Consider the following 12,986-nt stretch of genomic DNA (forward strand, 5'->3'; position numbering starts at 1 on the left):
TCCCCAGTTGACGCGCCGGGTAGCCAGCTGGATTAGGGTGCCGCAACGCGGGTGAAATGGATGAGTGATCTTGACCGTTACGGTCCCGCAACCGTCGTCACGACAAGCAGTTGCTGACTTGCGATAATGGGATGGCAGAGAGCTTCGTGAAGACGATGAAACGCGACTACGTCGCCTTCATGCCGAAGCCGGACGCAGCGACTGCCGCACGCAACCTGGCCATCGCGTTCGAGCATTACAACGAGAAGCATCCCCATAGCGCGCTGAAATACCGCTCGCCTCGCGAGTTCCGGCGCTCGATGGATTCAGCAACCTTAGTGTGATGCCGTGTCCGTGATTACAGGGTCAACTCCAGGCAAGGGCTTGGTACTTCGGCCATCGCTCCTTGACCAAGTGTGGCTCATAAGATCGTTCGTAAATACATCGGGAATGGCGTTCAGGCGATGCCTTATTTGAAGAATCACTGTAGTGAAGCCGGGGTCTCAGTGTATTTCCGGCGGTCGACATGCATCGGTCGATGTCCAGAGATCATAATATCGAGAGAAGTTGGCCAGTATTGCGCAGCCGCTCGACTGCTGTGTAAAGCGTCGGCGCGATGTGCGCGTCGACCCGGCGCATGTACGGGCAGGTTAGCACCGCGATCGCTTGGCCGGCCAGCCCTAGGATCGGCACGCTCAGATCGGTTATTCCGTATGCCTGGCGGCTGTCTTGGCGGAGGTAGCCAGACTGCCGAATGGACTGGCATGCATACGCGAGTTCCTGCTCGTTCAGCGGCGGCTCACCCTTGATCTTACGATAATCGGCCAGCATTTGTGCGCGCTGATCGGGACCCTGGAACGACAGCATCACGCGCCCCGACGCCGTATCGGCGAGCGATATACTCGAGCCGAGCCTGACCGATATTCCCCACGTGCCGGGCGCATCGACCTGAGCGATCACGAGCAGCCCGCCGCGATCGTATACGGATAGGTGGCACGACTGTTCGACTGCGTCGGCGAAACGCTGCATCTGAGGCGCCGCCTCGGCAATTAGCCGGGTCGTCGGCGGATGCTTGTGCGCAAGTGCGAACAGCTTGAGGCTGAGAGTATAGCGATCGCCGCCGGTCGAGCGCATTACATAGCGGCGCGTGACGAGGCGTTCGAGCATGCGGAAGATTTCTCCCGGACTGCGGCCGAGTTCCTTCGTGATTTCGGTACGGGTAAGACCTTCATTCTGCTCGGCCAAGAGTTCGAGAATATCGAGGCCCTTATCGAGCGCGGGCGCCCGATAGCGATCGATTGTCCCGTTTGATTCCAGCGGGTCGCAGTCGGGAAGGGTGCCGTTGGGCGTTTGTATCATGATAAGCAAGGTCATGGAGCTACGGTCGGTAGGCTGACCGGGCCGGCAGTGTCACCATAATTTCCACGATCGGCGTCTTGTCGCCCGCATTTGCCCAAATGCTGGTGACAGGCGCTGCCCTCGAGCGGCGAATCCCGTCGCCAGTTTCACATAGTGTTCATCGGAACAGTGGTTGTTTGCTGGATCGAATCCGGCTCAACCACGATGTTCGACATACACTTCCGCCCACGCATGACCGACGGCACGCGTTTCGTGGCCATCGTCGATCAGATAACTAGACCTGAAGCGCGCGGGAATGCTGACCAGACGCGCTATTGCGATAGATACTTGGGCGGAATTCCGCCATCCGCATTCCTGGTACACGATCGCGAGCGCCGGTCCGGCTGCCTGCAGCCGGGCGCTGGCCCCGAGAAACAGCCCCGTGCCGATCGCCCCGCCGATCGCATCATCTGCACCTGCCGATTGGCGGGAGTCTTGTGGTAACCAGCTTCGTGTGATTCGCGCCAGTTGCGTTTATCGGTTTCGCCGGTTGTCGCCGGTTCGGAAATCGATCCCATGGCTGCATCCTCGTGCACGAATGTGATTGGATTCATCTCCGTCGGGAGACGACCGAGAAAGATCGATACCGGGGACTAGGAGTCACAGAATGGTGTTGGACATCCCGGCCGTGGCGCCCGGACAACAGCGAGGGGTACGGTCAGTCCTGAGAATATCCGGCCAAAATTCTGGTCAAAGGAGAATGCAGATTTCGACTAGGAATGCTCGAACTCTTGCATATGACCTCAGCGGAAAGGATATTGGGCCGAACATGAAATTCGACCACGTCAGGGAAAAATGAAGGACACGTCGCATGCGTGCCGCACGCGACCATGATTTTGTATTCGGCGGGCATCAGTACGTCCACATGCAGATACAGACAGCCGGGAATTGGCGGAGCGCCGACGAACCAGGCGCCCGCGCCGTCCTAGTTGCTCTCCGCGACGAACGCATGCTGGGTAACCACCATCGCATCACGCACTTCGTGGCGCGCGGAAAGACATGCATTATCGTCCATACCCATACGACTCCGATTTCGGCGATAGCCTTGAAGGAAGAGGGCTTTCGCTACGACGATTTCTACGGAGCGCAGTTGTTTGGGCGGGTGGCCTATCACACGTTTGAAGGGATCACGTTGTTCGACGATGAGAAAACACGGATGCTCGCCAGCCTCGGCGACAAACATGTGCTGGTGCTGCGCAATCACGGCATCGCCGTTTGCGAGAAGGATATTCCGGGTACCTTCATGCTGCTGTGGACCGCGCAGCGTGCCGCTGAAATTCAATGCCAGGCCGCGGCGCTGCGCGGCGATGATGTGCCACTGGCGGATGCGATCAAGGTGCGTTGTTCGGAGCTTGCGGCTCAGCTGATCCGCAATGATCGGTTCGCGATCAAGCTATTCGATGCGATGGTGAGGAAGATGCGGCACGGTCCGCGGAGATGACGGCGATGCGCTGCCTGCCAAAAAAGGCACGCACATTGAGTTGCGAGCGTCTCTTCGCGACGTTACATGTATGTCTATTGCTGCTGCAACGGCGCGCGCGGCGGCACGAAGGGTTAAACCGAAATCAGAGGGTTCCTCACGAGCAGGCTCGACGAGAAAGTCGCGCTCACTATGGGTGCATCGAAGGAAATCGGCACGACAATCGCCCACACGTCGCCGAAAGTGGGCATCGCGATCGTCGCAACGTATGCGAGGCGGCACACTGTCCCGGAGCGTGCTGGCTGACCGTCGATCATCCGCTGGTGGCTGGTAGCTCCTGCTGATCGTCTACTTGTTGATTTCGCTAATCTCGCTCCCGAGGTGTTGGGGCAAAGCGTCGATCGTGCGCTCGACGAGGAACGTGATAGCTCTCGGCGTCGCGTGCCCGTCATGCGAGCAAATGTGGCGGGCGTTGGTGCATCACTTTAAAGCGGGTTCCCAAGTTGGACGTCGATTATTTTTTGCTTGCGCCGCTTTTTTTTTGACCGTGCACTATGCGTTGTGCACGGGAAAAATGCGTGTACGTGCCTATGAGGATGTCCATGAGTGTCTCAGCCATTGCAACCCCATACGCGGGAGAAATCGCTTCGACGCGGGCGTCGGGCACGGATTGCCTGAAAGTCCATCAGCTCAGTCATTCATTTCGAACCGGAGAGGGTGTCGAGGTACCGCTCTTCGAGCGCCTCGACTTCAGTGTGCGTGGTGGCGAAATTGTCTCGATCGTTGGGCGCAGCGGCGCGGGCAAGAGCACACTCTTTAATCTAATCTCGGGGTTGATAAAGCCGCAGTCGGGGCAGATTGAGCTGAGCGTGCGGGCTGACGGCAGTGCAGGGCGCGTCGCATACATGCTGCAAAAAGATCTGCTCATGCCGTGGCGCACCGTCCTGCAGAATGCCGTACTTGGCATCGAGCTCCACCGCAAGGTCAAACTCACCGACATCGAACGCGCGCGCCAGATGCTCGCGCGCTACGGATTGGACGCAGTCGCCGATGCATACCCGGACTCGCTTTCTGGCGGCATGCGCCAACGCGTGGCGCTCACGCGAACGTTGCTGGTCGATCCGACTCTGGTGCTGCTCGACGAACCGTTTTCCGCGCTCGATTACGAGACGCGCCTCGCGCTGGAGGACGATGTCATGGCGCTGAGCGAGCAGAGCGGCACGAGCATCGTCCTCGTCACGCACGATATCGAAGAGGCGATCGCGATGAGCGCTCGTGTGATCTTGCTGGGCGGCCGTCCAGCGCATATCGAGGACGACGTCGAGATACGCCTGACCACGTCTGGTACCCGGACAGCGGTTTCGGCGCGTGAGGCGCCCGAGTTTCGCGCTTTTCATTCGCGTGTCTGGAACGGTCTACGCAGCCATACAATCCGGCACGATGGAGCCGCAGCATGAGCGATATCGCTATCTCCACCAACCGGCTATCCCGGCGCCGCGCGAAGCTGCGGCGCACCGCGAATCTCGGCAGCAAGGGCGCTGTCGCACTCATCGTCGTGGCGCTGAGCGTTCTGTGGCAAGTGGCGGTCTCCGCGGGCTGGATTAACGGCAAGCTGCTCGGCTCGCCCGTAGGCATTTGGCACGCCGCGCAGCAAGGTCTGAATAGCGGCACTCTGGTGCCCGATACGCTGGTGACGCTCTACGAAACTGTTGTGGGTCTCGTGGTGGGTAGCGGTCTCGGTATCGGCCTGGGCCTTCTGCTCTGGTTTGTGCCGCGTGTTTCCGGCGTTGCTGAGGGATTATCGATGATACTGAACAGTATTCCGAAAATCGCACTCGGGCCGCTAATCGTGATCTGGTTCGGTTCGGACATGACATCGAAAGTATGGCTTGCAGGTATCTCCACTTTCGCGGTGGCGATGATTTCCTCGTGCGCGGCTGCTCGCGAAGTCGACAAGGATCTACTCAACCTGTTCCACTCGTTCCACGCGAAGTCTTCGATGATTTTTACGAAGCTCATCATACCGGGCGCGCTACCGTGGGTATTTTCGACACTGCGCGTCAACATCGGGTTCGCGCTGATTGGTGCGGTGGTGGGTGAGTACATCGCATCCCAGGCGGGACTCGGGCACGAGGTGTTCGTCGTCGGCTCGCTGTTCGATCTGAATACTGTGTGGCTCGGCATTATCGTGCTCACACTGATAGCGACGTTTCTGGGCTGGATCGTTCAATCGACGGAATCAAGAATAATTTCATGGAAGTCAGATCGATGAAACGAGTAAACGCGATAACCATGGTGGCCGCAGTCATCGGATTGAGCGCTCATGATTTCGCTCGGGCTGCGGAGCAGGTCACGGTGTATCAGGCATTTCAGTCGATTCAGTATTTGCCGCTCTACGTGGCAATCGACAAGGGAATCTTCTCGAAGAACGGTCTCGATGTGAAGAAGGTCACTGCCGGTAGCGGTGCGGCAGGCGTGGCGGCGGTGATCGGCGGCCATGCGGACTTCTCGCTGCAGGATCCGATGACGGCTGTGCTTGCAAACCTGAAGGGCGCGAACGTGGTGGCGGTCGCGAATGTGGTGGCGGGCGTGCCGGTGTGGGTGATCGCGCCGCCCGACGCGGGTGTGCATCAGCCCGGCGACATGGCTAGTAAAAGTGTGGCTACGGCGCTTCCGCCTTCGACCAGTACCTATCTGCTGCAACGTCTGATCAAGGATCTGAAGATCGAGAAGGTGTCGCTAAACACGGTGCAGTTGGGCACGGAGCTCGCGCCGGTGAGCGCAGGCCGTAGCCAGGCTGCGGCAGTCTACGAACCACAGGCGGACACTGGCATTGCACAGGGATACAAGGTCGTGTACGGTTTTCCGAAGGCCTATCCCGGTGGATATGCGTTCTCGACCATCGACACACTGGCGTCGACCATCAAGGGAAGACCGAAGATGGTAGCGGCATTTGTAAAATCTATTGGGGAAGCTGAGGCGCTGATTCATCAATCGCCGGATACCGCCAAGGCGGTCGCGAAAGCAGAGTTTCCATCGCTTGATGGCAAGATCGTCGAATCGGCGGTGGACCGCCTGATCGACCAGAACATCTACGCGCCGACGGCCGAGATTTCCGAACAGGCGTTTCGCAACGCGCTGGATTTGCAGGAGTCGATCGGCAATATCAGGCCTGGCAGCGTGACCTATGCGAGTGCCGTCGACAACTCGTTTGCCGCGGCTGCCGCGAAGAAGTAGGCGCCGTGCGGCGAGCTATCACGTTGCGTCGACGCTTCGAATGGAAGGATTGAATGAATGCAGCCCAATCGTCGTTCGTGTCGGAGTTGATCGCTCTCCGGGGCAATCCGGCCGCGAGCCGCAGACGACTCGACGAAGCCATGGCACGTGCCGAGGCGCTTACCTCGTTGCACGCCTTCACACATCGACCGCAAGCCTATCCCGAGCCCGATGCGTGTGCACCGCTCGCGGGTCTTCCCGTGGGCGTGAAAGATTTGATCGATACCGCGGATATGCCGACCTGCTACGGCTCGCCGATCTGGTACGACCATCGTCCGCGGGCGGATGCGCCTGTCGTCGCGCAATTGCGCGCCCTCGGTGCGCTGGTGTTCGGCAAGACTGTGACGACCGAATTCGCCTGGCGTCAGCCGGGACCGACTGTGAATCCGTGGCGCCAGGGCCATACGCCGGGCGGTTCATCGAGCGGATCGGCTGCGGCTGTCGCCGCCGGCATCGTGCCGCTTGCGCTGGGCACTCAGACGGTGGGGTCAGTGATTCGCCCCGCAGCTTATTGTGGCGTAGTGGGCTACAAGCCGAGCTACGGTACGATTTCTCGCGAGGGTGTGCATGCGCTGGCGTCGTCGCTCGATCACATCGGCTTCTTCGCCCGAGACGTGGAAGTAGCCGCACTCGCGCATGCGCTGCTCGTAGCGCAGCGCGTCGAGGTCGTTGATAACACCAGCGCTTGGCGCGCGTGGTTCGCGCCGCTGACCTCACCTCCGCGCATGGGTATCGTGCGCACGCCGTTCGACGCGCGCTTGCACGATATCCAGAAAGTGAATTTCGACGCGACGCTCATGCAGTTGCGCGCTGCGGGTGCAGAGATCGTCGAGATCGAATTCGATGCTGATTTCGAAGAGATTGTCGACGCGTTGCAGGTGATCCTGCGTGTGGAAGCGCTGCGCGCGCTCAGCCGCGAACTGGATGGACATCGCGAACAGTTGAGCCAACCCATGCGCATGCTGGTTGACGAAGGCGCAGCAATACCCGCGGCGCGCTATCAGGCGGCGCTTGCATTGCAGGCACAGTTGCGCGCGCGTTCTGCGGAGCTACTCGCGGGCTGCGATGTGCTCGTGAGCGCACCCGCCACGGGCGTTGCGCCGCAAGGACTCGACGACACGGGCGATCCGATTTTTTGCGCGCCGTGGAGCCTGCTTGGCATGCCCGCAGCGACAGTGCCGTCGGGTTGGGCCGACGCATGTCTGCCGTTGGGCTTCCAGGTCATCGGTGCGTTCGGCGAGGATCTCGCGACGCTGCGCGTGGCGGCATGGGTCGAGCAGGTGCTTGACGCACGCCGCGGCGGTCCCTCGCCGGTGCTTTAGTCAGTACAGCTTCTACAGCAGGCTATCCTCCTTTGCTATACATGGGGTCAGTACGATGGCCCAGCCCGTATTGGACCGGCCCAAGAAGCCCAATGGAACTTTGCAATGATTGTGAAAGCCTCAACGGTCGTTCCGCTGCCCAGTCCTGTCTCAGCGGAATGACATTAATAGGCATAGGTGAGCGCGAAGGTACGTTGGTAATCGAGCACTACCATTGCCGCCGCTGCGGCGCGGTCATGCAGCGGCAGTTCGCGGGCGATCCGGTTGAACAGGTCTGGACTGCAATTTATCGTTTCATTTGAAGCCGTTGTTTGGCGGTTGTCCAACTGAGCGTGTCATTCACCGAATTTGTCCAGCATGGATTCGCTCGATTTTTGGGGCGTTCGAGCCGCTGTCCGTCTGCGGGGCGTTCTCGACCCGATCAAAACGAAGACTATCCTCGAGCCAAAGCATTTACGCTTGTGATGAAGTCTGAAGTGGACGCAATCGTTGCGATATATCCTCCCTCGATCTGCAGCAAGCGTATGGCCATTTCGTGCTCTAGTGGGTCAGGTTCCGCGCAACAGTCGGAAATCACAAGGACGTTTAAGCCGCGATCGCTTGCTTCGCGAGCGGTTGATGTTATGCATACGCCCGTCGTTACACCGACGTAAGCGCTCGACACGTACCGTCTGTTCATGAGGGCGCGGCACCGGCAATCTGATTCCCATCAGATGTGAGCTGAACCCCAGATGTTGGACGGTGGTAGAGCGAATTTCATGCGAATCGAATCCGGTACTCGACGGGGCTCAGGCCCTTGAGCTTCAGCTTGATCCGATCGTGATTGTAGTACCGGATGTAGCTATCAATGCCTGTTTGCAGCTCCTCTATGCTGCGGAATTTCTCCAGGTAGTAGAACTCGGACTTCAACGTGCCGAAGAAACTCTCCATTGCGGCATTGTCGAGGCAATTTCCCTTACGCGACATGCTTTGCTTCGCAGCATGTGCGTCAAGCAGCCGCCGGTATTCAGGCATCCTGTATTGCCAGCCCTGATCCGAATGCAGCATCGGCCGGTCACCGGATTTCAATCTGCTAAAGGCTTTCTTGAGCATCGCGCCGACCATGCCGAACAGTGGCCGAGGGGACATTTCATACGACACGATTTCGCCATTGAAGAGATCCAGTACGGGAGACAAGTACAGCTTCCGACCGTCCACGTTGAACTCGGTAACGTCCGTCACCCACTTTTCATTTGGCCGATCGGCGTGAAACTGCCGCGCCAGGTCGTTAGGGGCAATGTGTCCGAGTTGACCTTTGTAGGAGCGATATTTCTTCACTCGTACTCGGCAGAACAACTGCAACTGGACCATCAGTCGACGGACCGTCTTATGGTTCACGAGGTCGCCGCTGCGACGGATAGCAGCAGTGATGCGACGATAGCCATAACGCCCTTTGTGTCGCTCGAACAGCTCTCGAATCTTCAACTTCAAGCCCGCATATTTGTCCCCTCGCTGCAGCGTCCTTTGCTGATAGGGGTAATCGTCCTTTTCGTGCAAAATCTGGCGGTTTAGTTCGAAAACCTATTAAAAATCAATGCGATAGATGGATTCCGGTTTCGTGGGGTCGTGTCCTGCAGATGCGAAATCTGGCGCTTTAGCCTGCTGCGCCGCCAAGACCCCAATGCGCCGTTTCCGCTCCGCACAAAATCCTCTGCCTTTGCTCATTTCGGTGCGCCAAACGCCTGATCGAACTGCCGAGCTCGCTGCACTTCGTCGCTGTGCAGATAGGTCGACGTCGTCGAAATCGACGCATGGCGCAGGTTGTCTCGCACCATGATCAACTCGGCACCCCGGGCCAGCGCATGCGAGGCATGCGTGTGCCGCATCCAGTGCGGGCTCGCCCGGCGCAGCTTCTCCGCTGTCGCCGGCCGCTCGCTCTGAATCGCATCGGCGACCAGCCGAAAGAACCGCCGCAGCACGCGCCCCAATCGCGTCGTCTCGATGCGCGTGCCGTCTTCCTCGAGGCTGGCCACGATTGGCGTCGCCGGGTCCCAGCGCGCCGGCGTGATCGGTAGCCTGCGCTGCACCAGATACTGGTCGAGCGCGGTCCGAGCAAGTCGCGGCAGGGTCACTTTCCCGAGCTTGCCTCCCTTGCCGACGACGTGTAGCCAATGATCTCCGTGATCGTCGGTATGAATGTCGCCGAGCGTCGCGCCGACCAGTTCGCTGGCGCGTAACCCGGTCGCGTAGCTGAAATCCAGCAAGAAGCGCAGCCGCTGCGCCGCGGGCGGCGCCCAACCGTACGACCACTCAAGTCCGTCCGCAATGGTCCGGATCAGTTCCCACTCGCCTTCGGTAAAACCGCGGGTGACATCGAGGCCCGGTTTCGCTACGCCGCGTACCTTGATTCCCGCGAACGGATTGGCGAGGACGTAGCGCTGCTCGACCAGCCAGCGGAACAGCGCCGACAGCACCGTCAATGCATAGGCTGTCGAGCGCGTCGACAACGGTCCGCTGAATGGCCGCCATTCGACGCTGTGCCGCGGCCGCGCCGGACCGACCCAGCGCTCGCGCGGTGTCGGCCGGCGCAGGAAAGCCCGGTACGCGATCGCGTCGTCGGTCGTGAGCGACGATAGCGCCGCGCCACGTTCAACGATTGCCCACAGAATCAAGCGTTCCGCCTCCTTGCGGTAGGCACGCTGCGTGGCGGCCGATTCGTGCAGCGACAACCAGGATTGCACGGCCTCATAGTCGTTCGAGGCCTTCAACAGGCAGACGTGCTGGGGCGCACGAAACTGGCCCTGCGAGCCGTCGACCTCATGCGGCACGCGCAATTGTTCCCACGGCGCGATCGGTCCTGCTGGCGTCGCCGCCACCAACGCGCGAGCGCGCTCCGTCAGCCCCGGATGGGCGGCAAAGAACGCCTCTACGTGCTGTGCGCCAGCGGCGCCGAGTCCGGCGATCGCGGTCCACCAGCGACGCCGGCGCGGAATCCGCACGGTCAGCTCGGCCAGCGTGCGGATGCCGTGTGCCTGCAGCGCAGCCACCACGCGCATCGGCAACCATTGATCGATGGCGTCGGCGATGTGCGGTTCCGGTGCCGGCAGACTGCGCAGCGTCTCGATCGCGCGCGCGACAGTGTCGGCCGACGCGACGGGGCGCTCACCGAATATTTCGGCTAGGTCGGCACGGTGGCGACTCGACGCGAATGCGGCCAGGGTGCGCCGGATCCGGCTCAGCACGCCGCGTGCGGAGGTTCCGGGTGCCTTGCGCTCGCCCAGATAGCGCGCCACGGCCGCTCGTGCGTCGAGTCCGGCGTACCAGGCGCGCAGCGCAGCCAGTTCGGCGTCGTTGGGAAAGGGGGCGGGTTCAGTCTCGCGCGTTTTCATATTCGCCAGTTTAGGTCAATTTCAAAGCTGGACTGGTAAGAAGAATTATCGGTCTAGCATCACTCGCGCACTGACACCTTCCTTTCACTCAGGGTTCTCAGGCGCCCGCTGCGGCCGCGATCGGCGAGCGCTTGCCGGCAACAATGTAGTGTCGCAGCCGTTTCCAGGCGTCCAGATAGCGATGCCACGGTACGGCGGCCAACTGCTCGTCATGAACGACCAGAATCCGCTCGACGGTCGCGAGTTCGTGGTCAAGCAGCAGGCAGCGCTCGCCTTGTTCCGCACGCGTGACGCATGCATTGAGCGCCGCTTCGGCGCGCCGGTACAGGTCAAAATCCGCGCCGGACGAAGTCGCCTCCCGCAGATAGAAGGCGAGGTACACCACGCGCACCAGGCAACTGACCTGATCGAGATCGCCGCGACCGCCTCGCACGGTAGCTAAAGCGAGATGGTTCTCCAGCGACAGCGCACGGACCTTTTCCGTCGGCAGCGGCAACAACATTTCTCTCGTCAAGCCTGATCGTCCGGTTCGGCGCGAACCTTTCCTGCTTTCCATCTTGTCTACTCGTGGTTGATTCTCGACCGCGCCATCATGCCAGACCGAGGCGATCTGCCCGCACGATGGTGGGCCCAATAAAGACCAGTTTGCGCAGCGACCGTTGTGGGCCGTGCGGCTGCATCTTGAAGTGCGGCCGGCGCCAGTGGCCTCGGACCTCCCGGTGGGTACTATCCGAGGGTGACGATAGGGGCGGCGACGCATCGAGCACGGCAGGCCCGATAACGTGCCGGTCGTACAGCATTTCGATTTGCGCCAACCGCTCGTCACGCTTGCGCTTGCCCAGTCCGCCAAAATCACGAGGGGCATTCGTGTAAGCACGATCCTGGACGACCTGGGCCTCGCCGGTCGCCAGGTAGAGCAGCATCTTGATCGCATAGTCGAGCACCCGTCGCCAATGCTGAACCGTGGCGGCGATCGTGTCGGGGTCGGCTTCCTGCTGGTGCGTCATGTCGGTGCCTATGCCGTCGAGTACTTCCCGAATGGTTCTTTGAGGATCATCCAGCGGGATCGAAAGGCAGCCCGTTTCGATCCAGGATTCCGCCCGAACGTCGGTCCAGCACACCACATTGATCACGTCGCTCGTCGCGTAACCGGAATGCGACCCCGCCCCGCGGCGAAACAGCATGATGGCGTCCAGTCCGCCTCGATGTCCCCACCACGATGGATCGGGAACAATGCACATCGTCTCGGCAGGCATTTCGATCGTGCCGACCGGCACGTCGTCGGCGATAAACGCATCGTCGAGTAGCCGGTGCAGAGGCGGAGTCGGTTCGAACAAAACTCCCTGACACACGTCGAACATCTGCCAGCATAGTGTGCCGTGGGCCCGGTCTCGATCTTCTGGACTTCTGAACAGCCTCGGGTCGCCGCCGCTCCACCATTCCAGATAGGTACCGAATTCCGATCGCACGAGCGAACTCGGATCGTCCCGCAGCCGTTGCGTGAACTCGGCACCGCTTTGGCCGGCGGCCACCCTGACGCGAGCCCAGGCTCCGAGTGCGCCACTGGCGCGGTGGCGCACCGGCATGGGCAGGCGCGCGAATCGGTCATCCGCGGCCTGTTCGGTCTTGAGCAGCGCCTCGCGAATCAGGTCCGCGATCGGCGGCGTATTGTCCGCAAGGCGTGCCGGGCGCGGTTGCTTCGCGCTTGCGAAGGCGGCCGTTGTGCGGTGTGACTGCTGAATCAGTGGCATTTCGTGCCGTGCGACCAGGAAACGGGCGACGAGGACGGGGTTATAGTTGACACGGATGCGCATGGCGGGCGGCTGCAGGATAGACGGGCCGCCCGCTCGCTCCAGCGCCACTTGCACGCCCGCCATTGCCGTCAACGTTACGCATTCGTCCACCTCTAGATGACCGTGCCGCTGGCTCACGACTTCGGCCACGGAACGCCATGCGCGATCGATGTATTGCGTCAATTCCTCCGCGCCGCTGTCGGACGGCAGCGGGTGAGCCTCAATCCGCATCGATAGTTCAGGCAGGAAGTCGTGACAGACGATGGGCTTGCCGTTCAGTTCAAGCGACGCCGTCATCGCAAGACTGAACAGATCACGCGTGTCGAGCGAATCACCATAAACATCTAACTCGCGCCCTTCGGCGAAAAGCCGCCCGTCAGGCGAGGCGTTCCCGGCGGGGTACAGGAAATCGGAAATCGTCATCGCGATG

The 12,986-nt window shown here is 60.7% G+C and carries 10 protein-coding genes and 3 pseudogenes; 6 read left to right on the top strand and 7 right to left on the bottom strand.

Annotated elements, in window-relative coordinates:
* Positions 1-125 precede the first annotated feature (125 nt).
* A pseudogene (locus G3N64_RS29375) lies at positions 126-323 on the top strand (integrase core domain-containing protein); the annotation flags it as partial.
* Positions 324-528: 205 nt separating this feature from the next.
* Here G3N64_RS29375 and G3N64_RS29380 read toward each other — a convergent pair.
* Both G3N64_RS29380 and G3N64_RS39950 read right to left on the bottom strand, forming a co-directional pair.
* Entirely contained in the window at positions 529-1,338 is an 810-nt protein-coding gene (locus tag G3N64_RS29380; protein WP_205787226.1) for an IclR family transcriptional regulator, read from the bottom strand.
* Positions 1,339-1,683: 345 nt separating this feature from the next.
* A pseudogene (locus tag G3N64_RS39950) lies at positions 1,684-1,895 on the bottom strand (L-asparagine permease); the annotation flags it as partial.
* Between the two features lie 293 nt (positions 1,896-2,188).
* Here G3N64_RS39950 and G3N64_RS29390 point away from each other — a divergent pair.
* From G3N64_RS29390 to G3N64_RS29410, 5 genes are all read left to right on the top strand, one after another.
* Complete coding sequence (locus G3N64_RS29390) at positions 2,189-2,818, top strand: class II aldolase/adducin family protein (protein ID WP_346778843.1); 630 nt, start codon at positions 2,189-2,191, stop codon at positions 2,816-2,818.
* Between the two features lie 581 nt (positions 2,819-3,399).
* Complete coding sequence (locus tag G3N64_RS29395; protein WP_205787197.1) at positions 3,400-4,254, top strand: ABC transporter ATP-binding protein; 855 nt, start codon at positions 3,400-3,402, stop codon at positions 4,252-4,254.
* The gene (locus G3N64_RS29400; protein ID WP_205787198.1) at positions 4,251-5,069 is read left to right on the top strand and encodes an ABC transporter permease; all 819 of its coding nucleotides are present in this window, start codon (positions 4,251-4,253) and stop codon (positions 5,067-5,069) included. Before G3N64_RS29395 ends, G3N64_RS29400 begins: the two co-directional genes overlap by 4 nt.
* On the top strand, positions 5,051-6,034 hold the full coding sequence (locus tag G3N64_RS29405) for an ABC transporter substrate-binding protein (protein WP_346778844.1): 984 nt from the start codon (positions 5,051-5,053) through the stop codon (positions 6,032-6,034). The genes G3N64_RS29400 and G3N64_RS29405 overlap by 19 nt, the downstream gene beginning before the upstream one ends.
* A gap of 53 nt (positions 6,035-6,087) precedes the next feature.
* Entirely contained in the window at positions 6,088-7,395 is a 1,308-nt protein-coding gene (locus tag G3N64_RS29410; RefSeq protein WP_205787200.1) for an amidase, read from the top strand.
* 164 nt (positions 7,396-7,559) lie between these two features.
* On the opposite strand, the gene G3N64_RS29415 is transcribed toward G3N64_RS29410, so the two are convergent.
* The 5 genes and pseudogenes from G3N64_RS29415 to G3N64_RS29440 all read right to left on the bottom strand — a co-directional run bounded on the left by G3N64_RS29415 (position 7,560) and on the right by G3N64_RS29440 (position 12,979).
* Positions 7,560-7,721, bottom strand: coding sequence for a hypothetical protein (locus G3N64_RS29415; RefSeq protein WP_205787202.1), 162 nt, complete (start codon positions 7,719-7,721; stop codon positions 7,560-7,562).
* A gap of 430 nt (positions 7,722-8,151) precedes the next feature.
* Positions 8,152-8,907, bottom strand: a pseudogene (locus G3N64_RS29425) (IS3 family transposase); the annotation flags it as partial.
* 188 nt (positions 8,908-9,095) lie between these two features.
* Entirely contained in the window at positions 9,096-10,763 is a 1,668-nt protein-coding gene (locus G3N64_RS29430; RefSeq protein WP_205787206.1) for a phage integrase family protein, read from the bottom strand.
* Between the two features lie 97 nt (positions 10,764-10,860).
* Complete coding sequence (locus G3N64_RS29435; RefSeq protein WP_205787208.1) at positions 10,861-11,265, bottom strand: hypothetical protein; 405 nt, start codon at positions 11,263-11,265, stop codon at positions 10,861-10,863.
* Positions 11,266-11,353: 88 nt separating this feature from the next.
* Positions 11,354-12,979 (bottom strand): hypothetical protein, encoded by a 1,626-nt coding sequence (locus tag G3N64_RS29440; RefSeq protein ID WP_205787210.1) that lies wholly within the window; start codon positions 12,977-12,979, stop codon positions 11,354-11,356.
* Between the last annotated feature and the right edge of the window lie 7 nt (positions 12,980-12,986).

The sequence above is a fragment of the Burkholderia sp. Ac-20344 genome (assembly GCF_017104975.1).
Lineage (GTDB): Bacteria > Pseudomonadota > Gammaproteobacteria > Burkholderiales > Burkholderiaceae > Burkholderia.